Source organism: Gynuella sunshinyii YC6258 (genome assembly GCF_000940805.1).
Lineage (GTDB): Bacteria > Pseudomonadota > Gammaproteobacteria > Pseudomonadales > Natronospirillaceae > Gynuella > Gynuella sunshinyii.
This window is the reverse complement of record NZ_CP007142.1, coordinates 4970274-4995093: the sequence shown is the minus strand read 5'-3', so window position 1 is coordinate 4995093 and position 24820 is coordinate 4970274. Positions and strand designations below refer to the sequence as shown.

General features: G+C 49.0%; 18 protein-coding genes. 15 read left to right on the top strand and 3 right to left on the bottom strand.

What is annotated here, in order from left to right; genetic code table 11:
* Window positions 1-7 precede the first annotated feature (7 nt).
* From YC6258_RS20850 to YC6258_RS27610, 6 genes are all read left to right on the top strand, one after another.
* The gene (locus tag YC6258_RS20850) at window positions 8-451 is read left to right on the top strand and encodes an urease accessory protein UreE (protein ID WP_044618632.1); all 444 of its coding nucleotides are present in this window, start codon (window positions 8-10) and stop codon (window positions 449-451) included.
* Window positions 432-1106: an urease accessory protein UreF gene (locus YC6258_RS20845; RefSeq protein WP_044618631.1), complete on the top strand. Its 675-nt coding sequence runs from the start codon at window positions 432-434 to the stop codon at window positions 1104-1106. Before YC6258_RS20850 ends, YC6258_RS20845 begins: the two co-directional genes overlap by 20 nt.
* 11 nt (window positions 1107-1117) lie before the next feature.
* The gene (gene ureG / locus YC6258_RS20840) at window positions 1118-1759 is read left to right on the top strand and encodes an urease accessory protein UreG (protein ID WP_044618630.1); all 642 of its coding nucleotides are present in this window, start codon (window positions 1118-1120) and stop codon (window positions 1757-1759) included.
* A 15-nt stretch (window positions 1760-1774) separates the two neighbouring features.
* On the top strand, window positions 1775-2356 hold the full coding sequence (locus YC6258_RS20835; protein WP_044618629.1) for a HupE/UreJ family protein: 582 nt from the start codon (window positions 1775-1777) through the stop codon (window positions 2354-2356).
* A 440-nt stretch (window positions 2357-2796) separates the two neighbouring features.
* Window positions 2797-11256, top strand: a complete 8460-nt coding sequence (locus YC6258_RS20830) for a choice-of-anchor A family protein (RefSeq protein ID WP_044618628.1) — start codon at window positions 2797-2799, stop codon at window positions 11254-11256.
* Window positions 11257-11266: 10 nt separating this feature from the next.
* The gene (locus tag YC6258_RS27610; RefSeq protein WP_052830453.1) at window positions 11267-11764 is read left to right on the top strand and encodes a hypothetical protein; all 498 of its coding nucleotides are present in this window, start codon (window positions 11267-11269) and stop codon (window positions 11762-11764) included.
* Window positions 11765-11867: 103 nt separating this feature from the next.
* Here the strand turns inward: YC6258_RS27610 and YC6258_RS31055 are convergent, their stop codons facing one another.
* Window positions 11868-12086: a hypothetical protein gene (locus YC6258_RS31055; protein ID WP_044618627.1), complete on the bottom strand. Its 219-nt coding sequence runs from the start codon at window positions 12084-12086 to the stop codon at window positions 11868-11870.
* On the opposite strand from YC6258_RS31055, the gene YC6258_RS20815 reads away from it, so the two are divergent.
* The 9 genes from YC6258_RS20815 (at window position 12066) to YC6258_RS20775 (ending at window position 21834) form a co-directional block, all read left to right on the top strand.
* Complete coding sequence (locus YC6258_RS20815; RefSeq protein ID WP_044618626.1) at window positions 12066-13100, top strand: RHS repeat domain-containing protein; 1035 nt, start codon at window positions 12066-12068, stop codon at window positions 13098-13100. The genes YC6258_RS31055 and YC6258_RS20815 overlap by 21 nt on opposite strands.
* Before the next feature lie 17 nt (window positions 13101-13117).
* Window positions 13118-14689 (top strand): RHS repeat/hint domain-containing protein, encoded by a 1572-nt coding sequence (locus tag YC6258_RS31050; RefSeq protein ID WP_044618625.1) that lies wholly within the window; start codon window positions 13118-13120, stop codon window positions 14687-14689.
* Between the two features lie 4 nt (window positions 14690-14693).
* Window positions 14694-15137, top strand: coding sequence for a hypothetical protein (locus YC6258_RS20805; RefSeq protein ID WP_044618624.1), 444 nt, complete (start codon window positions 14694-14696; stop codon window positions 15135-15137).
* 260 nt (window positions 15138-15397) lie between these two features.
* Window positions 15398-15916: a polymorphic toxin-type HINT domain-containing protein gene (locus tag YC6258_RS27605; protein WP_052830452.1), complete on the top strand. Its 519-nt coding sequence runs from the start codon at window positions 15398-15400 to the stop codon at window positions 15914-15916.
* A complete protein-coding gene (locus YC6258_RS20795; protein WP_044618623.1) occupies window positions 15913-17133 on the top strand; it encodes an SAVED domain-containing protein in 1221 nt (406 codons plus the stop codon). The genes YC6258_RS27605 and YC6258_RS20795 overlap by 4 nt, the downstream gene beginning before the upstream one ends.
* 555 nt (window positions 17134-17688) lie before the next feature.
* On the top strand, window positions 17689-18096 hold the full coding sequence (locus YC6258_RS20790) for a GFA family protein (protein ID WP_044618622.1): 408 nt from the start codon (window positions 17689-17691) through the stop codon (window positions 18094-18096).
* Between the two features lie 401 nt (window positions 18097-18497).
* Window positions 18498-20165, top strand: a complete 1668-nt coding sequence (locus tag YC6258_RS27600; protein ID WP_052830451.1) for a PAS domain S-box protein — start codon at window positions 18498-18500, stop codon at window positions 20163-20165.
* 170 nt (window positions 20166-20335) lie between these two features.
* A complete protein-coding gene (locus YC6258_RS20780) occupies window positions 20336-21508 on the top strand; it encodes a PilT/PilU family type 4a pilus ATPase (RefSeq protein ID WP_044618621.1) in 1173 nt (390 codons plus the stop codon).
* Between the two features lie 59 nt (window positions 21509-21567).
* Window positions 21568-21834, top strand: a complete 267-nt coding sequence (locus tag YC6258_RS20775; RefSeq protein WP_044618620.1) for a DksA/TraR family C4-type zinc finger protein — start codon at window positions 21568-21570, stop codon at window positions 21832-21834.
* A gap of 64 nt (window positions 21835-21898) precedes the next feature.
* On the opposite strand, the gene YC6258_RS20770 is transcribed toward YC6258_RS20775, so the two are convergent.
* Window positions 21899-23293: an alpha-amylase family glycosyl hydrolase gene (locus YC6258_RS20770; RefSeq protein WP_044618619.1), complete on the bottom strand. Its 1395-nt coding sequence runs from the start codon at window positions 23291-23293 to the stop codon at window positions 21899-21901.
* A 9-nt stretch (window positions 23294-23302) separates the two neighbouring features.
* Complete coding sequence (locus YC6258_RS20765; RefSeq protein WP_169749004.1) at window positions 23303-24799, bottom strand: PfaD family polyunsaturated fatty acid/polyketide biosynthesis protein; 1497 nt, start codon at window positions 24797-24799, stop codon at window positions 23303-23305.
* Window positions 24800-24820: the final 21 nt, after the last annotated feature.

The following is a 24820-nucleotide window of genomic DNA, read 5'->3' as shown; positions in this document are numbered from 1 at the left end:
AAACATCATGCTGGAAATACATCAACGACTGGGTTTGCACTGTCATGAGCCGGTGGCGGCAACCGTGATACTGACCCACGAACAGCGGCACAAAAACCGTCAGCGACTCCATACCGACAGCGGTGAAGAAGTGCATCTGATCATGCAGGAACGTGGGCGTCCGCTATTGGTCGGCGAATATCTGAAAAGCCGCTGTGGTCGCATCGTACAGATTCAGGGAGCCGAGGAAACGGTAGTCCGGGCCAGCTGTGAAGACTGGGAAACCTTTGCCAGGGCCTGTTATCACCTGGGTAATCGTCATGTCAAAGTCCAGGTGGGCGAACGTTGGCTGCGCATGACGCCTGATCACGTTCTCGAAGCCATGCTGATACAACAGGGCTTGCAGGTGTGTCGGGAACGAGCGGTATTCATGCCGGAAAACGGAGCCTACCATGGCCATCACCCTCACTGATACCGGGTTGTTGCGACTGCTGCAACTGAACAGCGCCGGCCTGCCAGTGGGGGCGTTTGCGTTTTCCCAGGGGCTGGAAAGTGCTGTGGAACTCGGCTGGATTCGTAACCAGCACGATACCCACGAGTGGTTATCGCAACAACTCAAATATGCCCTGCCAATGCTGGAACTGCCGGTACTGCGACAGGCCATGGAGGCGGCGCAGCGGGCCGATCTGCATGCCTGGCAGCAAGCCGGGGAGCTGCTGCTGGCCAGTCGTGAAAGCGCTGAACTGCGGTTAATGGACAGCGCCACCGGTGAAGCGCTCATGCGCTTGCTGAAACAACTGAATATTCCGTTACCGGCCAAAAACGAGTCTGTCACGTTTATCACCCTGTATGCCTGGGTGGCCGTGTATTGGCAGCTTGAATGGCCGGCTGCGGCACTCGGCATGACGTGGTCATGGCTGGAAAACCAGGTCATCGCCGCCACCAAGCTGGTGCCGCTGGGGCAGTCTCAGGCGCAGCAACTGTTGTTGCAGTTGCAACCAATGATTGCCGCTGCCGTGACCCAGGCGGAACATATTTCCACTGCTGAGACTGGATCATCTTTGCCGGCACTGGCAATTGCCAGTGCCCGACATGAAGTGCAATACAGCCGTTTATTTCGATCATAGGAAGCAAGCATATGAACAAACAGACTTTGCGTGTCGGTGTCGGTGGACCGGTAGGGTCCGGCAAAACCGCACTGTTACGCTCCCTGTGCAGTGCCATGCGCGAGCATTACAATATCGCCGTGGTGACCAACGATATTTACACTCAGGAAGATGCGCAGTTCCTGACCCGACATCAGGCTCTTGCGGCTGACCGTATCATCGGCGTGGAAACCGGTGGGTGTCCGCACACGGCGATTCGGGAGGATGCCTCCATGAATCTGGCCGCCATTGATGAACTGGCAAAAAGGCACCCTGATCTCGATGTTGTGTTTGTCGAGAGTGGTGGGGATAATCTCAGCGCGACGTTTAGCCCGGAGCTATCGGATCTGACGATTTACGTCATCGATGTTTCCGCCGGCGATAAAATTCCGCGCAAGGGTGGTCCGGGCATTACCCGCTCGGATCTGCTGGTGATCAATAAAACCGATCTCGCACCCATGGTGGGGGCATCGTTGGCCGTCATGGATCATGATGCCGGCAGAATGCGCGGGAACCGTCCATTTGTATTTTCCAATCTGAAAAAAGCCGAAGGTCTGGAACAGATCATCGAATTTATAATTACAGAAGGCATGCTGGAACCGAAGGTTTTGCCACCGGTTACTGCAGTCGTTTGAACGAGGATAGCGAACATGAGATTCACATTAAAAGCGATCATCACAACTCTGCTGCTGGCATTGCCGGTATTTGCGTCAGCACATACCGGAGTATCAACCGCCAATGGACTGAGTCACGGATTTGGCCATCCCCTGGGCGGGCTCGACCACCTGCTGGCCATGTTGGCCGTGGGATTGTGGGCGGCGCAAATGGGTGGTCGGGCCATCTGGGCAGTACCGTGTTCATTTGTGGGCGTGATGATCGTCGGCGGTGTACTCGGGTTTACCGGGGTAGCGCTACCCTGGGTTGAACAGGGCATCGCGTTGTCAGTTCTGCTGCTGGGAGTTCTGATTGCCGGTGCTTTTCGTCTGCCAGTACTTTTGAGTGCCATCGTGGTGGGTGTGTTTGCCTTGTTCCATGGTCATGCCCATGGCGCGGAAATGCCCTTAACGGCAGGTACCTTGTCCTACGTGACAGGTTTTGTTGCGGCTACGGTATTACTTCATTCTGCCGGTATTGCCAGTGGTCTGCTGATTCACAAAACCCGCAATGATCTTCTCAGCCGCGTGGCAGGTGGTGCCATCGCCATGGTGGGGGTTTATCTGTCTATTGCGTGATGACGGCTGCGGCGATGCGGTTTCAAACTGAATCTGTTTCGTCGCTGTACCTTGCGATCATTTATGGCAGAGCTGTTCGGAAGGTCTGAATATCCAGCTTTAGTATATAAACCCGGTTCTCCATCCCAGCGCTGATTTTCTTTCTGATGATCGGTCAGATTAAACAGTGGCTATGACAACCTGTTTAATTATTTTCATACCTGCGAATATTGCTCAGTGTTTCCTTTGGAGGGGTGGCAGGAATCATTCCTGGGTGCAGTGATTGCTTCTGCAGCATTTCCGGCGTGCGACATGTATTGTGAATTGAGTCACGAAAATATGGCCTGACTATGAGCTGTGTTTACTTGATATTTGCACTTTGTATAATCGTCTTGTTTTGCCGACTCCCTCGTTGACAAACTAAGGACTTTTCTTAAATCGGATGTACCAGGACCGTTGTAATGACAAAGATCGTCGCACTTCCCCTCTGTATCTTACTTTCCCTTGTTTCGCTTTCATCGATAGTATCCGCTCAGGATTTCGGTGTTGCCCAGCCCTATAACGCGCTGGTATTTGGTGATTTCACCGCCACGGCATCGGATGTCGAAGGCCGGCTGGCAGCCGGTGGCAACATTTCTTTGCTGTACTACAGCATCGGTCAGCAACTGAATACTACGTTACCGGATGGTGTGCTGATCGCCGGGGGAGATATCACCTTTCCCAACGGTCATGTCTATAACGGCGATATTCTCGCCGGTGGCAGTACGGATGGCGTTGACCAGACGGTGATTGATGGCATGGCCGAAGGTGCGACGGTCACGGCCGGTGCGGACTTACCGATTGATTTTATCGCAGTACAGAGCGAACTGACGCAATTGTCTGCCGACCTGGCCACCCTGGACGCCAACGGTACCGTGGTTTATCAATGGGGTGGCGTCTATATGACGGCTGCCTGCGATGCTAAGGCTCAGGTGTTTCAACTCGATGGCGGGCAGGTCCTGGCTGCCAATACCTTCAGTGTCGACCTCAGCTGTGCGCCTGTTGACGCAACCTACATCTTCAACATCGATGGTGCCGCCCCCGGCCTGACCAATATGGGCTTGCAGTCTCTGGAAAGCGTTCGTGATCATGTGGTTTACAACTTCTATCAGGCGACCTCGTTGACGCTGCAATCTGTCGGTGTCCAAGGTTCAGTACTGGCGCCATTGGCCGATCTGGACAATCCCACCGGTGTCATTTATGGCCAGCTGTTCGCCAACCACTGGAACGGCCCGATGCAGATCAATCAAGTGCCGTTTGTGGGTGATTTGCCTGAAGCCAATGAGCCACCGGTGATTACCAGTACCCCCACCGTCAAAATTACCAATGGCGAAGCGTATCTATACGATGTGGAAGCGACAGATCCTGATGACGATGAATTGCACTATACCTTATTACAAGCCCCAGAAGGAATGTTGATTAACCCGGACAGCGGGGCTATTTCCTGGCATGCCAGCAATGTTAATGGAGATACAGTGAGTGTCGAAGTAGCGGTCAGCGATCCTTACGACCATGCAGATACTCAAAGCTATGACATCACAATCATTGATGTCGAAAACAGTTGTGTGCCGGATGACGCGGTGGTCGTGAATTTCGATGACTTCATTGATGTGACGACGCTGCAAATAAATGGTGACGCTTCAACAGTAGCTTCTGGCGACAACCAAGTGTTGCGTTTGACTCCAAGCCAGGCCAGTCAAGCAGGTAGTGCATTTTTAAAACAAGCGATTCCTCTTGTTGACAACAATGGTTTTCAAGCGTCATTCAGCACCTTTTTCAGTTTCCGGATCAGTAACCCGAACGGTGTCAGCGATCCAGATGGTCAGGGAGCTGATGGCCTGACGTTTGTCGTGCAAACGGTCAGCAGTGAAGTGGGTAGCACGGGGGGTGGCATCGGCTATAAAGGGATACCGACCAGTTTGGGCATTGAGTTTGACACCTACTATAACCGTAGCGTTGATCCCGATGGTAATCATATTGGTATCGACCTCAACGGCGATATGGTTTCCAAAGACACCGTTCATATCGCTCAGCGAATGAATGATGGTGATATCTGGTATAGCTGGGTGGATTATGACGGCGCTACCCAGACATTAGAGGTACGCTTGTCACTGGAAAACACCCGCCCTGAACAGGCAATGCTGAGCTATCACGTTGATTTAACATCGGTCCTGGAAACGGAAAATGCCTACTTGGGCTTTACCTCTGGTACCGGTTCAGGTTATGGCGACCATGACATCCTCTCCTGGCAGTTTATCAACGCCTATACCCCGATTGGTACTTGTGCTCAGCCGTATTTTACTTCCGTGCCCCCACAGCAAATATCAGCTTACGATGACTACGGTTATCTGCCGAGAGTTGAAAACGGCAGCGACGGTACCTACACCTTGTTAAATGCTCCTTCAGACATGGAAATCGATTCAACCTATGGACTGGTTAGTTGGACGCCCACCAACGACAATATAGGTACTCATCGTATAACCCTGCAATACTCCACTGATGGTGGTTTAGTGACTGAACAATCTTTCCCGTTATTGGTCACAAATGCTTCCAGATCGGCTCCAGAGATTACAACAACGCCTGATCAGAGCTTAAAGCTGGGTGAGAGCTTTGCGTATACGCCAGAAGCCACTGATCCCAACGAAACAGGTTTGCAATGGCAGCTGATATATGGTCCAGAAGGAATGAGTTTTACCGGTGGAACCATGAGTTGGACACCTGTCGAAGATCAGATGGGTATCAATGCGGTTGCTGTTGAAACAATGGATGCGTTTTCGCTCAGAGACATTCAATACTTCAATATCGACGTAACGAGTACAAATCAAGTACCGCTGGTTGATCCAACTAACGATGAAATCTCCCTGCAAGCGGGAGATGTGCTGAGTTATCAGATAAATGCATCTGATCCCGATAATGATGAACTTAGCTACACATTGTTCACTCAGATTGATGGCTTGATTGTTTCAGGCTCTGGTTTGATGAGTTGGCAAAGTAGTGAGGATTTAGCTGAACAAGCATTGGTCATCAAGGTGGGAGTTTCTGATGGTCATGGTGGCAGTACCACTTTCCAGTTGATACTAAACATTGAAGCCGCTGAAGTTAACCATACTCCTTCAATCGTCAGCCAACCAACCTCCCCGGCCATTGTTGGTGAGGAATACCGCTACGATGTTGTCGCCCGTGATGCCGATGGTGATACGCTAACTTTCGCATTGATCACCGCACCTGATGGCATGACCCTGAGTGATGCCGGTGCCTTGCACTGGACAGCCACCAGTAATCAGGTTGGTAGCCATGCAATCAGCCTGAGCGTGAGCGATGGCCAGGCTACCGTGACCCAGAGTTATACTCTGGAAGTGGTTGAAGCCAGTCCCGATAACCATTATCCGGTCATCAACAGCCACCCTGGATCGACTGCCGTAGTCGATCAATCCTATCGCTATGAATTCTCAGCCACCGATGCCGATGGCGATGTATTGACCTATGGGATTCTGACGGGTCCTGACGGCATGACCATGGACGTGAGCGGTCTGCTGCAATGGACACCCACCACCGATCAGGTCGGCAGCCATGATGTCGTGCTCTATGCCGATGATGGTCAGGGACGTTCGCTGCAAAGCTATAGCATTGCTGTTTCCGCTGAAGCCTTACCGCTCAGTGCGACGATTTTGATTTCCCCGGAAGCAGTGAATCCGGGAGATACCGTTGTCATTAACGTCTTTACATCCGGTGGCACGGGTAGTCCCAGCAGTACGCTATGGGTCGATGATACGGAAGTGGCTCTGAATGCCTATGGTCAGGCTGAGATCGTCACGTCCGCCACTGATGCCGGTATCCACAGTGTTTCTGTCCAGGTTTCAGATGGTACCACTACGATTCTGGAAGCCAGTAGCTATAGCGTTCGGGTTCCACAGGACAACAATGCGCCGGTAGTCAGCCTCAATGCTCCAGACATCGACAGCATCATCAGCGCTCCTGCCGACGTGATTGGCAGTGTCAGCGATGACAATCTTTATCGCTACCGGGTCATGATTTCTCCGAAAGGACAGCAGGCCTGGCAGACCATTGCCGAAGGCAGTAGCAACGTCAGCGATGCCAAAGTGGCGACTCTGGATCCGACCATGCTGATAAATGGTCAGTACGATATTGTGTTGTATGCTGAAGACGTGAATGGGCATACCGCCAGCGACAGTACTGTCATTGGTGTGGAGGGTGACCTGAAAGTCGGTAACTTCAGCATCACGCTGGAAGACCTCAACATTCCGATGGCGGGTATTCCGATTCGCCTGACGCGTACTTACGATAGCCGCCGTCGTTTTGAAGATCTGGATTTTGGCTATGGCTGGAGCGTGGGTTACCAGGATGTCAAAGTTGAAGAAAGCCGGACCATTGGCAAGTTCTGGTCGGTGAATCAATACAAGCGCGGGCCATTCAACCTGATTGTCGACTTCTGCGTTGAACCTCAGGGCGCTCCTGTGGTCACCATCACACTGCCAACCGGTGAGGTGGAACGGTTTGAAGCGGCCGCGTCACCCAGTTGCAGCACCTATCAGGTGATCAATAATGTTGATCTGAAGTTCAATCCTGTTGGTGATACCCAATCCACCTTAACCGCTCTGGATGACAGCAGTGCTTATTATTCTGGTGGCCTGTTGCTTGAAACCGGGTATTTCAGCTCCCCCGTTGATCCTGACCGCTACAAGCTCACCACCCAGTCGGGCTATGAGTACTACCTGAATCAGGATTTCGGTATCGATAAAGTCGTCGACCCCAATGGCAATACCCTGACTTATACCAACAACGGTATTTTCCATTCCAGTGGCAAAGCCATCACCTTTAATCGTGATAGCAAAGGCCGGATTACCAGCATCACAGACCCCAATGGACACAGGTTGGACTATCGCTACGATAATAACGGCAACCTGACCGTCAGTGAGGATGCATTGGATGCGCAAACCACTTATGTGTACAACCGCAGCCACGGCTTGCTGGATTTGGTTGACCCATTGGGACGCACGCTGATCAAGAACATCTATGACGATAATGGTCGCCTGATTGCCCAGGAAGATAACGATGGTCAGCGTATCGATTTCAATCATGATATTGCGGGTCGTGAGTCAGTGGTTTCTGACCGCAACGGCCACACCACGTTCTACTACTACGATGACATGGGTAATGTTACTACCCGCATCGATGCCGCCGGTGAAACCTGGGAATATCGCTATGATGAACATGGCAACCAGCTCAGTGAAACCGACCCGTTGGGTAATGTCACCGAAGCCACTTTTGACGCAGACAACAACCAGCTGACCCAGACCGACGCCCTGGGTAATACCATTACCTATGCCTACAACAGCCGTGGTCAGGAAACCGAGATCACCGATGCCTTGGGTAATGTCTATAAAAATACCTACGACAGCATTGGTAACCTGTTGATGGTGACGGATCCACTAGGGAATATCGCTGGTAACAACATCAACAAAAAAGGGTTGGTCAGCAAAACCACGGATGCGTTGAAAAACGTGACCGAATACACCTACGACAGTGATGGCAACAAACTCACCGAAACCCATATATTGGCCACTGCTACGACCGCCACGGATGGCGGAAGTACTGGTAACGCAGGAGCAGTTACCACGTACACCTACGATGACAACGGTAATGTACTCACGGAAACCAATGCGGCAGGTAATACCACAACCTATGTCTACGATGCCCGTAACCGTGTGATCGAAACACACTATGCCGATGGTTCCGTCAGCCAGAACGAATACGATCTGGCCGGTCAGTTGATCGCGACGATCGATGCCTTGGGTCACCGGACAGAAATGGATTACGACGCCTATGGCCGGGTGACAGAAACCCGTTACCCCGATGGTACCTGGGAAGCTAACACCTACGATAGTGAAGGCAACCGCCTGAGTACCACGGATCGTCTGGGTCAAATGACCATCTATCACTATGATGCCCTGAACCGGGTCATCCAGACCGATCTGGCTGACGGTAGCAGTACCTACACCAGCTACGATGCTGTCGGACGAGTCATCAGCGAAACCGATGCCCTCGGTCACATCACTCAATACGAATACGATGCCGCCGGTCGCAGAACAGCGGTGATCAATGCCCTGGATCACCGCCACAGTTTTGCATACGACGCCAACGGCAACCTGATCAGTGAGACCGACGCCAATGGCCATACCACACGCTACGACTACAACGCTCTGGATCAGCGCACCCAAACCACCTATGCCGATGGCTCCAGTGAAAGCGATGAGTACGATGCGTTGGGTAGACGGACCCGCCATACCGATCAGGCAGGTATCACAACAGACTACAGTTATGATGCCTTGGGTCGACTGATCAGCGTGACTGATACTGAAGGCAACGTGACGACCTACGGTTATGACAACGCCGGCAACAAAACCCGCCAGACCGATGCCGAGGGTCGGGAAACCACCTGGACGTATGACAGTCAGGGCCGGATAACCAGTCGTACATTACCGATGGGTCAACAGGAACGCTTTACCTACGACCTCAACGGTAACATGGCCACGCATACCGACTTCAATGGTCAGGAAACCCGCTACAACTATGACGAAAACAACCAGCTGACCCGGATTGAATATGCCGATGATGAGATAGAAACCTTCAGCTACGATGTATTGGGCAATCGCACCAGCGCCACCGACAGCCAAGGCACCACCAAGTATCAATACGACAGCCAGAGCCGGTTGATTCAGGAAACCCAACCGAATGGTGCGGTACTGAGTTATCAATACGACGCCAATGGCAACAAAACCCGGTTCAGCGTGACCCGTAACGGACTGACAGACATCACCCGTTATGGTTATGACCAACTGAACCGACTGGAGAGCATCACCACAAACGATGGCACGACCACGTACGGGTATGACGACGTCGGCAACCGTACCAGCCTGAGCTATCCCAATGGCACCAGCCAGGTTTACAACTATGACAGCCTGAACCGTTTGACTGAGCTGAAAACCTACAATGGCAATGGCACCCTGGTAGAGCAGTACAGCTACACCCTGGATAAAACTGGGCGCAGGATCAAGATAGAAGAGCTGGATGGACGGAGTACTGAGTACAGCTATGACACGTTGTACCGGCTGACAGGAGAAACAATCACGGACGCCATCAACGGAGATTACACAGCCACTTATCAGTACGACAAAGTCGGTAACCGGACGTATGAGACCGTGGATGGGGTGCAGACGGCTTACACGTATGATGCCAATGATCGATTAACAGAAAGTGGTGGTATCAGTTATACCTATGATGACAATGGCAACACCCTGACACAGACAGAGGACGGGGTGACGACGAGTTACCAATACAACGCGAAGAATGAACTCATAGGCGTCAGCAAGGATGATGGCTCAACCACGGCTAGCTACCAATACAATATCGATGGTATCCGCAATCAAAAAACAGAGAGCGGAAGCACTACGGAATACGTGGTAGACAGCAATCAGGCGTATGCCCAGGTGGTTCAGGAAATCAGTAATGGCAGCACGATAGTTAGTTATGCCTATGGAGATGACTTAATCAGTCAGGTGAGATCAGGAAGTACCAGTTACTACCACGTTGATGGACTGGGTTCCACCCGCTCGCTCAGTGACAGTAATGGAGACATAACCGATACCTATGATTATGAAGCGTTCGGGGAGTTACTGAACCAGACGGGCGATACAGAGAACAGTCATCTCTATGCGGGTGAGGCCAAAGATGAAACTCTGGGTATGTATAACCTGCGGTTCCGCTGGTACAACCCTGAGATCGGTCGGTTCAACAAAATGGATGATTGGGCTGGTAATGCCGCAGATCCGATTACCTTGCATAAGTACCTGTACGCCGGTAACGATCCGGTGCAGAACATTGATCCAGGTGGTCACTTCTTTGGCCTGGCCGGGTTCGGAGCAGCCAGTAATATCCAGGTTGAACTGTCGAATCTACAGATAGATATCGGTATGAGTTTCCTGGATTCAGCGCTGAATCCGGATACTGCTGCTGCCAGTGTAGGCTCAAACTTTAAAATGTTGGGTCTGGCAGCTTTGGGCGGAACAGGCTTCAAATTGCTGTCGAAGTTCTCCCGCAAGTTCCGTAAAGCTTGCAATATGAACAGCTTCAATGGTGATACGTTAGTCGCTACAGAATTAGGATTGAAACCAATCCAGGATATTCGGATCGGGGACAAGGTCTGGGCGTATGACGAAGCGACCGGCGAAAAGAGCTTACAGACAGTGGTTCACCTGATTACCGGAGAAGGTGATAAAGAGATCGTAAATATCACCTTGGACAGTGGTGAAGTGATCGAAGCGACAGCCGGCCATCCGTTCTATGTACCAGGGTTGCATGACTGGGTGAATGCAGGAGAGCTGACGTTAGAACAGTCGTTAATGGACCTGGACGGCGAAAACGTTACTATCCTGAAGCTGGTGCAAACAACAGAAAAGACTAAAGTTTATAACCTGACGGTGGCGAATGATCATACTTACTATGTGGGTGAATATGGTGTATTAGCACATAATGCGGGAATTTGTACAAAGGTTGTTAATTGGAAAAGCGTTAAATCCTTTGGCCATACATTTAATACTCATGGTGCGGGAGTCAAAAATACTCAAAAGTTGATTGACCGTGCTCGTTCTACCGGTAACGCGCAAGGACAGTGGTTGGATAACCAAAGAGCTGCAGAATTTTTAGCAGTTATGAGCCATAGCGTGGATGTTCCAACAACAGTCAGGATAACGCCGGGGCTTGGGCAGGTAATTACAAAAGAAGGAGAAGTGTTGGATACGGTATGGGCAATTATTGTTCCATCGAAGAATGGAATAAAAACAGCATACCCAGTACTAAAATAGTAGGCTCATCATGAATATAAAATTGTATTGTAAAAGCATTTATGGCCAGGATATCGCCGGAAAATATGATCCGGATCTTGATGATATCAACTCATTATTAATGCGCATTTGTGAGTATATGGATGATCATGGTGAATGTGATTTTGAGTTTGGAGGGTTTGGCCAGCAAAGCTGGCCAGTGGATGTGAGAACTGATTTGCCAGTATTCTTAGAGCAGTTGCCCATAGTGTTGTCTTTGCTATCTCAACATGAGAATTTTGAAATAGATTTTTATGAACAGGGAATTGAGAGGACGATCACGTGTTCTTATCTTCCTGAAAAAAATGCATGGATCTCAACGTGTGTCAGTCAAACAGAGTGGCAGCCAAATCCATCTGAAGAAGTGATTAAAACAGAAGACCTATTTACTTCGTTGAATACTGCTTATTTTGTATTCCTTGAATCCATTCTGCCATTGAAAAATAGCGAATGGGGTAAAGAAATAACTCAATGGCAGAATGCCGGTTAAAAGTTCAGTCACTTAAACAGCCCCATTTGGGGCTGTTCTGTTGAGCTGTAGTAATTCAGACCTAATCTGACAGTTACCGGTTTTTCAGAGTGTCACTGTCAGATTAGGTCTGAATTACTACACCCAGTACGAATACGATGCCGCCGGTCGCAGAACAGCGGCGATCAATGCCCTGGATCAGCGCCATAGTTTCGCATACGACGCCAATGGCCATACCACACGCTACGACTACAACGCTCTGGATCAGCGCACCCAAACCACCTATGCCGATGGCTCCAGTGAAAGCGATGAGTACGATGCGTTGGGTAGACGGACCCGCCATACCGATCAGGCAGGTATCACAACAGACTACAGTTATGATGCCTTGGGTCGACTGATCAGCGTGACTGATACTGAAGGCAACGTGACGACCTACGGTTATGACAACGCCGGCAACAAAACCCGCCAGACCGATGCCGAGGGTCGGGAAACCACCTGGACGTATGACAGTCAGGGCCGGATAACCAGTCGTACATTACCGATGGGTCAACAGGAACGCTTTACCTACGACCTCAACGGTAACATGGCCACGCATACCGACTTCAATGGTCAGGAAACCCGCTACAACTATGACGAAAACAACCAGCTGACCCGGATTGAATATGCCGATGATGAGATAGAAACCTTCAGCTACGATGTATTGGGCAATCGCACCAGCGCCACCGACAGCCAAGGCACCACCAAGTATCAATACGACAGCCAGAGCCGGTTGATTCAGGAAACCCAACCGAATGGTGCGGTACTGAGTTATCAATACGACGCCAATGGCAACAAAACCCGGTTCAGCGTGACCCGTAACGGACTGACAGACATCACCCGTTATGGTTATGACCAACTGAACCGACTGGAGAGCATCACCACAAACGATGGCACGACCACGTACGGGTATGACGACGTCGGCAACCGTACCAGCCTGAGCTATCCCAATGGCACCAGCCAGGTTTACAACTATGACAGCCTGAACCGTTTGACTGAGCTGAAAACCTACAATGGCAATGGCACCCTGGTAGAGCAGTACAGCTACACCCTGGATAAAACTGGGCGCAGGATCAAGATAGAAGAGCTGGATGGACGGAGTACTGAGTACAGCTATGACACGTTGTACCGGCTGACAGGAGAAACAATCACGGACGCCATCAACGGAGATTACACAGCCACTTATCAGTACGACAAAGTCGGTAACCGGACGTATGAGACCGTGGATGGGGTGCAGACGGCTTACACGTATGATGCCAATGATCGATTAACAGAAAGTGGTGGTATCGTTATACCTATGATGACAATGGCAACACCCTGACACAGACAGAGGACGGGGTGACGACGAGTTACCAATACAACGCGAAGAATGAACTCATAGGCGTCAGCAAGGATGATGGCTCAACCACGGCTAGCTACCAATACAATATCGATGGTATCCGCAATCAAAAAACAGAGAGCGGAAATACCACGGAATACGTAGTAGACAGTAACCAGGCCTATGCTCAGGTGATCCAGGAAATTACCAACGGTACTACCCAGGTCAGCTATGCCTATGGGGACGACCTGATCAGTCAGGTGAGAGCTGGAAGTACAAGCTACTACCACGTTGATGGACTGGGCAGCACACGTTCGCTCAGCGATAGCAATGGGGACATCACCGATACCTATGATTATGAAGCGTTCGGGGAGTTGTTAAATAGTACTGGTACAACTGAAAACAGCTACCTCTATGGTGGTGAGCAGTATGACCAAAGTTTAGATCAGTATTATCTGAGAGCGAGATACTACAACCAGAATATTGGAAGATTTACGCAGCAGGATACGTGGATGGGAAATAACCATGATCCAATCACGCTGCATAAGTACCTGTATGCCAACGCCAGCCCGGCGATGTATACCGATCCAAGTGGTAATTTTAGCTTAGGCTCACTCATGGCCGGTATCAATACCATGGGCAACTTGGCGATGCGTGCTTATAACGTTTACTCAGCCTTTGATATGGGGATGAGTATCGCCAGTGGAGAAATGTCGGCGAAGGAGATTGGTACAGAAATATTGCTTAATATGCTCGGTGGTTCGGCTGGCAAGTTAATTAAAATGATGCCGAAGAAAACACAGGAGTTATTAAGGAAAGCATATGACGGTGTTGAGTGCTTCTTTAATAGTTTCCCGGCGGGAACCATGGTCCATACCGAAAACGGATTGATGTCCATCGAAGACGTAAAAATCGGAGATATGGTTCTGGCTTTCGATGAAGAAACTGGAGAGCTGGCATACAAGGAAGTAACGCATTTTATTCAGCATGAGAAGAGCTATAACTTTGTAGAGATTAAGCTGGAGACCGGTGAGGTACTGGAAGCTACAGCAGAACATCCTTTTTATGTTGCAGGCGAGTGGAAGCAGGCTAATGAGCTGGAGGCTGGAGACAAGCTGACACTGGCTTATGGACTGATATCTGTTCAACAAATCTCAAGAGAGATTCGTACTGAAAGGGTTTATAACTTTACGGTAGATACACTGCATACCTATTTTATAGGCTCGGACGGAATTTTGGTGCATAACCAGAATAAGAAAGCCTGTAAGTTTAGGGGTAGGAAGGCCAAAGGGTATGATTGGGACCACATATTTGATAATCATGCCGACTGGGGTAATGTGAATAAACAGAGAACAGGTTCTTACCATACATCGTTCTCAGGATTAACAGCCTCTCAAATAAAAGCGCGAGTTAAAGGTGCTTGGAAAAATAGAGAGCTTGTAAGGACTCAGGTAGGCACTTATGACAAGTATGGTGTGAAACAGGCCGACAGGTTGATCTATGATGGGATAGATCCCAAAAGCGGCCAAACAGTACGGATGTGGTTTAATCCAGAAACAGGGATTGTCGAAAGTGCAGCTCCGAGGATGTGACCTGATGGAAATCGAAATTTACACGAATGATGAGTTGAAATTAGTAAAGCCATTAAATATCGACCTTACACCGATGTTTATATATTTTAGGAATCAAGAGGAGTGTTATCCTGATCATGGATGGATTGACAATCCTCTTGTAATTCTTGGTTGGTGGACAAACTCATTGGTAGACCTTTTAAATGGAGGGAGTGGTCAAGATTTTTGCTTTATGGAAGGTGCGTTTGAACTTAATGCTGTTATGGATAATAACTGTATTTTGCTTAAGTCTAATGATGGCAGAATAACCTGGAAAGTTAATTGTCAGCAGTTTGCCGGTTCTTTGATCTCTGCTCTTAAAACAGCGTCTAGGTTATTTTATGAAATTGGCCATCCTGAATTAACAAATGGATTTAATGAGGGAATAAAACAAGTACGAGAGGCACTAACGAAAAGTTTCCCCCGGTAGAAAATTATATACTTAAGAGGACACTCGGCGTTCAAACAGCCCCATCCGGGGCTGTTCTGTCTGACTGATCCAGGTTCGTTATCGCCAGAGTCTGACCGGCACAGGGCAGATCTATCCTTAAACGTTTGTTGATACTTATTCCAAAATCGTCTTTCCCAATCGATATACTGCAAAAACGCCGTATGAAGCCGCAGCGAGCTCTGGTTTGAATCAGACGACTGTCATAATATGCAGATTGATATTGCCTTGCGTTTTATGAGATGACAGAAAAAGATAGTGCTCACCATGTTCTGGTTCCAGAGTTTGTGTTGTTAGCGCCATGGGTAACAGATGGACACCCATTCTATATTGCGGCCAATGATGACAAATGGGTTCAAGCTGGAAATTTAAGTGTAGGTGATGCACTTCTTAGCATTGATGGTGATGACGTATTAATCACTGGTCTTGAGTCGAGCGAATCTAAAGAAAAAGTTTATAACCTTACTATTGCAAATACTCATAACTATTATGTAGGCAGGCCCCTTGTGCTTGTTCACAATTCGACATGCAGACTGCCTCATAGGACTACGCCGAGAATTGAACAGGGAGACCTTAAAAAAGGATGGGAACATATCAAGGCGAGGCATATTGATGGTAATCATCCGACTAAAGGTGCTGGAGACTTATTTCCATCTGGTACAACACTTGACCAAGTAGAGCAAGCTGCTAAAGAAGTTGTAGCCAGTGGCAACCAGCTGTCTGACCCAAGTAAACAAGTTACTTACAGGAGCATGTTATGACGGATACATCCGGTATATGTTTTTTAAGTTACAAGCGTGAATGCAGTGATCAGGCTGCATTGATTGTGGATGCATTACGAGACCATGGTGTAGCTGTCTGGCAGGATGTATCTGATCTGCCGGCTGGAATCACCGAATCTGAAATCCGTACGAGATTGAATGATCAAGAGACTGCTTGTGCTGTCATACTGGTGACCCCGGAGGTTAGAAACTCTCCAATGATCCGCGATGTCGAAGTCGAAGGTATCTTTCGGCGTGTTAGTCAGCAAGATGGATTTTTCGCGCAATTGGTTCTGGCTGATGGTGTGGTTGATTACAAAGATGCCGATGAAATCTTGGGAACTCGCACGAGTGGTATTCTTCCATCATCTAAAAACTGTTTAAAGTTTAACGGGAAAGTAGATGCGGATATCGCCAGAAAAGTTGCAGAAGTTGTACTAAAAAACCGGCTCATAAAACTCAACGAAACATCACAGGATGCTGGTCCAATCAGGATTCGAGTCAATACACGTCAGCCGCCTCTGAGGAAGGAAGTGGGCTATGCTCTTAATCTGGACCTTTGTCATCATTATGATGGTCGGTTACTTAAACCGGATAGTTGGAAAGAATTCATCCAGCCGGCATTCTTGTGTATTAAAAACAAAATACATGAAAATTTTTCGACTAATCGCATATTGGAGCTTAGCGGTCAGCTGTCTTTGCCAATAGCTGTGTCCTTGGGAGTTACTTTCTCCAATGTGAGTGGTCTCAAGGCGAACTGGATTCAGGAAAATAGTAGAGCATGGGGGGAAAATGTTGACCGGGAAGATAGTGGGTTTAAGGAAACGATTTTACCAAGAGAGGTTAATGGAAATGAGTATGCACTGTTGGTCTCTGTTACAAGTGATGTCATAAATTTTTTTGGGGCGATTGCCAATACCTTACCTTTACGAGCGATGATAAATGTAAAACCAAATGGTGTTGATCCCAACCGCAATCTCAGACTAACCCCCGGGGAAGCTTTAGATGTTGCCAATGTGGCCACCTGCGCATTACGTAGAGCTATTGATCAATATGGTAGACGAGGAACGGTTCATTTAGTCATTGCGGGGCCAGCGGGGTTGGCTTTTTTGATTGGTCAGAAGCTGAATACTATTTCAAGCGTGCAAACTTATGAGTTTATAAATACTTCTGAATGTTCCTATGTGCCGGCGTTAACACTATTTCCCAATCAATAACCTGAGAAATCTCCGCAAAATGCTCTGTTACCATGTTTTTGGTTTGCAATTTGATCTGCCGTCAATACGTTTTGGTGATTTCCGAATACAGCCAGACTATAAAATGATTTGATGCAAGGCTGAGTCATTGTTATTCACAATGACATGTAATTCTAGTCTGGTAAAAATTGTTATTATGATAAAAAATTATGATTTTTATATGTTTTGGTCTTTGAGCCGGATGTCGCCGGTTCCAACTGTAATCGGCGTCCCCTGAACCCTCATTGACAACAGTAAGTTATGGTTTTGTAGCCCACATAAAAGTGATACCTGTATTGCAAATACGCTCTAAGAAAAATGTGTCCGACATTTTTGCCTCAGGTTCTGTTTTAATGATATGTCTCGTTAAACAGGTTCTTCAACCCTGTGATGCAGGGCGTAAGGACTGTCAAAGTCCTTGACGGTTTTACATGCTTTTTTGTTGTGAGGATGATTTCAATAGCCCAGCGTTGAATTTGATGTTCATATGTAGGATTCTCTCCATCTACACAGTCCAATATCCAGCCAGGGTACACTATGAAAAACAAATACTACGGTTCCTGTTTATGCGGCAAGGTCCGGTTTGAGGTTGAAGGCGAATTCGATCAGTTTTATCTGTGTCATTGTGAGCATTGTCGTAAAGATACCGGTTCGGCTCATTCCGCGAATCTGTTTTCGTCATCGGCCTGTTTGAAATGGGTTGTCGGTGAGGATAAGGTCAAGACGTTCAACCTGTTTCCCACGCAGCATGTGAAAAGTTTCTGTGTCGACTGTGGCTCGGCTCTGCCTAATCTGCAGATGGAGGGTAAGCTGTTGGTGGTTCCGGCAGGCAGTCTGAATGGTGACGTGGCGATGGCCCCGAATGCGCATATTTTTGTTTCCAGTAAAGCCGACTGGGACAACGATCTTGAAAATCTGCCGAAGTTGGAGCGGTTACCGGGGTAGGCATGCTCCCCTGATACTGAAAAGTGATTAGATATCATTATGGTTGCACGTCATCTTTGGATGGTGATATGTGTACAATTGTTGGCTTATGTAACGATGGTAATCATTCGTGTTCATCGGTGATGTGGGATGCTGTCTTTCCGGCAGCATTTTATTCACTCCTTCCTGATTCTGCGTAAATTCAACTACGTCTGGCATTGCTGGCCGATTGGTCAATTAACCATGGTAACCCGGTCAAACTCATCTATAGTTAATAGGCTTAAATGATAAAAAACTGCGTGGTTTCTGCGGTCCATGGATTGCTATCAATGACCGCGTTCAACAGATGTAACCTGGGGGATTCAATCTGATGGTGTGTCGATCAATACAGAGACTATCCAATGGCTGTACCGGGGTAGAGCATGACTGATCAAAATGAAAAACCAACACCAGGCACCCTGAAAGGATCGGTTGGGATGGAGATGTCTGGTGAATGGCATCTGGCATTGCTGGAACAATCTCTGGCGGGTATTTATCTGATTCAGGATGGTTTTTTCCATTACGTAAATCAGGAATTTGCGCGTATTTTTGGTTTTCAGTCTCCTGACGAGATTATTGGTAAAGTTCCCATTATCGAACTCATTGCCCCGGAAGACCGTGACAAAGTGGTCGCGAATGTTCGTCGTCGATCCGGTGGAGAAGTCACGGAAATGCGCTACTCCTTTATTGGCATCCAGCGCGATGGTAAACGCATAGATCTTGAGGTTCATGGTCGTGCCATGGAGTTCCGTGGCAAGCCCGCAGTGATTGGCGTGGCGCTGGATATTACCGCGCGCAAGTTGGCTGAAACCGCTGCCGACGCCAAACTCAGTGCCCTGTTTGAGCACTCTCCACTGGGTATCGCACTGGTGGATATGGACGGTCATCACCTTGAATACAATCGCGCCTATCAACAATTGCTGAACAGCTCTGAAGACACCTTGAAGACGACCGACATGTGGTCGTGTATTGCCGAAGAGTACGCCTCGGAAAAGGCTGCGATGCGCAAAGCATTGGAAACGGAAGGTCGTTACAGTGCGATAGAGCTCAATATGTATCGTGAAAATGGTCAGACCGTTCCGGTACAGGCTTTTGGGGTACGTATTGTAGGAGCTGACAATCGCCATTATGTCTGGTCCATTGTTGACGATATTACCCGTCGTAAAACGCTGGAACTGGAAACCAAAGAGCAGCTGAAGGCGCTGGAGTCGCTGTACCGGAGACTTCAGGATACCCATGCACAGCTGTTGCAGGCGGAGAAAATGTCAGCGGTCGGTATGCTGGCGGCTGGCGTTGCCCATGAAATCAATAATCCGGTGGGCTACGTGAAATCCAATATCAAAACCCTGACAAGCTATGTCTCTGATCTGCTGCAATTGATTTCCACACATAAAGAGATGCTGAATAGTTGTGCCGATGACGATAGTCCCGCCAGAGAAAAGATCAGGGCGGTGGAGGTATCCATCGACTTTGATTTCATCCATGAAGATGCCCCTAAACTGCTGCAGGAGTCTCTCGAAGGTATTGAGCGGGTTCGGCACATCGTTTCAGATCTGCGGGATTTTTCCAAAGTGGGAAGTGCAGAATGGCAGCTCGCCGACTTGAACAAATGCATTAACAGCACCCTGAATGTGCTGGATAACAACCTGAAACAGAAAGTGGATATTGACCGGCAATTTGGGCAATTGCCGAAGATTCACTGTAATCCATCACAACTGAATCAGGTGTTTATGAACTTACTGATCAACGCAGCTCAGGCGATTCCCGAAAGGGGGAGAATTACCATCCGTACCGGCCACAAAGGTGACTCTGTATGGGTTGAGATAGAGGATACCGGTGTTGGTATTGCCGAGGAAAATCTGTCGCGGATTTTTGAGCCGTTTTTTACCACCCGTTCAGTGGGTGATGGGACCGGGCTCGGGTTATCGGTATCTTACGGCATTATCAGAAACCATCAGGGTGATATTCAGGTCAGCAGTATCGTGGGGAGTGGCAGTACTTTTCATATTTCCCTGCCGATCAGTCCGGATGATGAACACACGGATAAATAGGATGCAGAGACCCAGTCTGCATGAGTTGTCAGTTAATATCCCTACATCTGTTATGTGGGGCAAATATCGGCCGTACAACACTGTGAGTCCGCCGTTTCACTGATCGATATAGTGCAGGTTATGACTTAGAATAAGTTGATATTTTCATCGAATTTTAACGGGAGTCATTCATGGCCACACCAATTGACCAGTATCTGAAGCTGTTGGCGACAAAAGATGGGTCTGATCTGTATCTCAGTACCGGCGCACCACCCTGTGCGAAGTTTCAGGGTTCCCTGAAGCCGGTCTCACAAACACCCCTGAAACCGGGTGAAATTGAAAATATTGCCAATCAGATCATGGATGAAGAGCAGCGCCGGGAATTCGCCCAGGAACTGGAAATGAATCTGGCCATCTCCATCTCCGGAGTTGGTCGTTTCCGTATTAACATCTTTAAACAACGTAACGAAGTCTCCATCGTCGCCCGAAATATCAATACCGAAATTCCCCAATTCGATCACCTGGGATTGCCGCCAGTGCTCAAGGATGTGGTAATGACCAAGCGCGGGCTGGTGTTGTTTGTCGGTGGTACCGGGTCTGGTAAATCCACCTCTCTGGCGGCATTGATAGATCATCGTAACTCCAACTCGGGTGGCCATATCATCACTATCGAGGACCCGGTTGAGTTTGTCCATAAACACAAAAAAAGCATCATCAATCAGCGTGAAGTGGGTGTGGATACCCGCAGTTTTCGCAATGCCTTGAAAAACACTTTGCGACAGGCACCGGACGTGATTCTGATTGGTGAGATTCGTGATCGGGAAACCATGGAACACGCGCTCGAGTTTGCCGAAACCGGTCACCTGGCCATTTCCACCCTGCATGCCAATAACGCGAACCAGGCGCTGGAGCGCATCATTAATATGTTTCCGGAAGAACGTCGGCCACAGTTGCTGTTGGGGTTGGCGCAGAATATTCGTGCGATTGTGTCACAGCGGTTGATTCCCACAGTGGATGGAAAACGCTGCGCAGCCGTCGAAGTGTTGCTGGGCACTAAAACCATTCAGGAACTGATCCTGAAAGCCCGGTTGGAAGACATTAAAGAAATCATGGAAAAATCTGAAAACCTTGGCATGCAGACATTCGATGCGGCCATTTTCAAGCTGTATCAGGCTGGTAAAATCACTCTGACCGAAGCATTGGCCAACGCCGATTCACCCAATAACCTGCGTTTGAAAATCAAACTCGCGAGTGAACAAAACAAGTCTCCGGAGATTGGTGAAAAAAATGCTGAACCGATCAGTTCCGGTTTTGGCGAACTGAAATTGGAAGTGTTGGGTGACACCGATGAAGAGGGGCTCTGAAATACCGAAGACTCTGATACCACGATGACAGACAGGAACAAAACAGACGGGAGTGAATAATGGCCGTTGGTTGGGCAAAAGACGGAGCGGTTCAGGATCAAATTGATGCCAGTGTTGAAGATGCCGTCAGTCTGGCGCGCAGTCGTTTGCATCAAGGCGAAAGCCTGACCCATTGCGAAGAGTGCGATTGTGAAATACCGGAAGCGCGGCGAAAGGCCATGCCCGGAATTCGCTATTGTGTGACGTGTCAGGCGGAGCTTGAGAGCCAGCAGACCTCGGCCACGACCTTTAATCGTCGTGGTAGTAAGGACAGCCAGTTGCGTTAATGCCCATCTCCATACAAGCCGGTGATACTGCGACCGGCTTGTATCTGAATAAGCGCTTGAGGGGTCAGTTTCTGGCGTGCAAAATTCTGCACCAGTAAGGATGGACCTCGGGGACATGAAGGTGACCATTGTCGGCCTGAAACACTTCTCCGCCATTCAACAGATCCACATATTTTCGGTTGCTGTGATCCGGCAGGACAATATTGAAGCCAGCGGTATGTGCGGCACTGTTTACCAGGACAACCATCTCATCCCCAAAGAAATTCCGGCGGAAGGAAAACTGCTCATGAGTGAGTGTCAGTTGCAAATAATCCCCGCGCTTCAACGCCTGTGAAGACTTTCGGATGGCAGCCAGACTGCAAAGGGTCTGACTCAGATCTTTATTTCGCGCATGTTCCCGGATGAATGCCAAATCCAGGCTGGGTCGCAATGGGGCGTCACTGTTATCGGTCTTTTCTCCGTATATGCCCCATTCGCTGCCGTAATAAATGGACGGTATTCCGGGAATGGTGAACAACAGGCAATACAAAGGATACAGATGCTCGGTCTTTTTCAATAACGACGCGACTCGATTGACATCGTGGTTGTCGACAAAATTGAACAGTGAGAGTTCCTTATAAATTCCTTCGCTGCCGAATAAACGATTCAGAGAATATGCAATTTCAAAATAGTTAATATCATTGTGACTGGAGTACAGTCCTTTAAAACATTCATAATTGGTACCGGAATGCAGCATGGCTTGATTGACCCATTGATTGTAATCGCCATGAATCATTTCCCCCATCAGCCAGAAATCCGTTTTCAGAGTAGTAGCGAAGCTGCGGATTTTTTTCAGAAAATGCTTATCCAGGCAATAGGCCACATCGAGTCTGAGACCATCGATATCGAGCTTCTCAACCCAGGTTTTGATCGCCGTGAACAGATGTTCACAGACCGCCTCGTTGTGCAGGTTCAGCTTGACCAGATTATAGTGACCTTCCCAGCCATCGTAGGAGAACGGATCACCATAAGGACTCGTTCCGGAAAAATCGACGTTCACAAACCAGTCTTTATAAGGGGAATTTTGCTGGTTTTTCTGTAGATCCCTGAACGCCCAAAAATCACGCCCGACATGATTGAATACCCCATCCAGAACCACCCTGATATGACGTTTGTGCATTTCCCGGAACAATGCAGCCAGAGATTCGAAATCGCCCAGACGCCGGTCGACCTGAAGAAAGTCAGCGGTGTCGTAACCATGATAACTTGATTCGAAAAGCGGACCAAAATAGATTGCGGTGATTCCAAGTTCCTGTAAATGATCCAGCCACTCATACACTTTCTCGATACGATGGACTGGTGGATCAGTAAAATTATTTGCCTGTGGAGCGTCACAAAATCCCAGCGGGTAAATATGATAAAACACCGAATCCACCCACCATTCTGAATTGGGTGTGGTCTGAACAAGGTTTTCCTGCATTATGAGTCCTTAACGTGGTTGTGGAACATAGTTTTCGCGGATGTTGGTCATCTTGAAACCTGTCTGCCTTAACAGGTTTATCCGATAAAGGTAGGCGGCGCCATCGACAATATGTCGGGCGACATCGGCAACCTGACGGTTTTCCGGTGATTCGAGGCAGCTGTCTTTGACCCAGGCATTAAATGCGCCCATGGCGGGTCCACACCATATTTGCATATCCATATGGCGGTCCGGAACATCGCCGATGGCCCAGCCGGAGGATTTGCCAAGATACCAACGGAAGATCAGCGCCATTTTATGTTTTGGGTCCAGCGCGGCTTTCTGTAACTGTTTGGGATCGAGGCGGCCAAAGAACGCCTGCACATCAACCCACACCTCGTCACAGGTTTTGCGAAGAATCCGTTTCTCCAGTTTTAATCGTTCTTCCGCCGGAATGGCATCGAGGGATGGATAACTCCGGTACAGTTCATACAGCTTCTGTGCATTCATCGGAAACATGGTACCTTTTTTGAGTACCTGAACTTTGACTCCCATTTCAAACATATCGGCGCTGGGAGCCATCACCACATCGGCCATATCCGCCTGTGCCAATAATTGCCGGACCCGTTCGCTGGTACCGGATTCCACGCAAGCCTGATTGATTGAACCGGTCACGATGTAGGCCGCGCCCATTTGAAAAGCCGCCAGGGCTGCCTGCGGAGTACTGATGCCACCACCGGCACCAATGCGGACCGTTTGCGGATAGCCGTACTGTTCCTGCAATCGGTCTCTTAACGCGATAATGGCCGGTAGCAACGCGATCAATGGGCGATTATCGGTATGACCGCCGGAATCCGCTTCCACGGTAATGTCATCAGCCACCGGAATATGTTTTGCCAACTGTGCCTGTTCGTGGTTTATGAGACCACTGGCCAGCAGTTCGGCAACCATTTTGGGATCTGCCGGCTGCATAAACAGGGTTGCCAGTTCTGGTCGCGATATTTTGGCGATGATCCTGTTTCTGACGATAGTCTTGCCCTCTGCCGAAGTGCCCAGACCCGACAGGCGATAATAAATGATTGCGGGTGAGAGTGTCAGAAATGCCGAAGCTTCGAGCACTCTCACTCCATACTTTAACAACAGCTCCACCAGTGCCAGTTCATTATCCGGGTTACCGGGCTGATGCAGCAGATTAACTGCGAACGGTTTGTCTCCAATGGCCTGTTGAATGGTTTTGATGGCGTCTTCGATGGCAGCCATTGACATGCCTCCTGACCCATAAGATCCGAGCGCACCGGCTCTAGTCAGTGCAATAACCATGGCTGGGCTGGAAATACCATTGGCCATGGCACCACCCATGTAGGCCAAATGGGTGCCATAACATTGTTTGAAACCGGCATCGCCCAAATCTTCGGCCTGGACCGCGGGAATGACTGCCCGGCACGGCTGACTGTCGGTACCTTCACTGGTTGAAACAGTACCGCTATTGGCAAGTGTTAATTTGCCCTCATGTTCGATGACGAACAACGGTTCGGTATTCCCGGTCAG